The organism is Streptomyces sp. ISL-66, from assembly GCF_018614135.1.
Taxonomy (GTDB): domain Bacteria; phylum Actinomycetota; class Actinomycetes; order Streptomycetales; family Streptomycetaceae; genus Streptomyces.
Window position 1 is genome coordinate 27,132 of sequence record NZ_JAGGOW010000130.1, and the last position, 272, is coordinate 27,403.

Sequence of the window (272 nt, forward strand, 5' to 3'; positions counted from 1 at the left end):
GACCGCCGACCTGGAGGAGGTCCGGGAGCTGGCGGCCGCCATGCCGCCCACCGCGCACTGCGTACCCCTAGGCCCGGCGCCGGATGCCGGCGGCGGCCTCGCCCCGGGCGGTGGCCCCGCGCTCGGCGGTAGTCCCGCGCTCGGCGGTGGCCGCACTCCGGACGGTGGCCGCGCGCCGGGCGCAGGCGGCGCCCCGGATGGTGGCCCCGCCCTGGCTGGTGGCCGCACCTCCGGCGGAGTTCACAACCCCGCCGGTCACCGCGCCCCCGCAC

Annotated in this window: 1 protein-coding gene; it reads right to left on the reverse strand. The window is 82.0% G+C overall.

All coding sequences use genetic code 11. The features are described from left to right. Nucleotides 1-67: 67 nt before the first annotated feature. Nucleotides 68-272 (reverse strand): hypothetical protein (locus J7E97_RS24500; protein ID WP_215031126.1); only part of this gene is annotated, 205 nt, incomplete at its 5' end.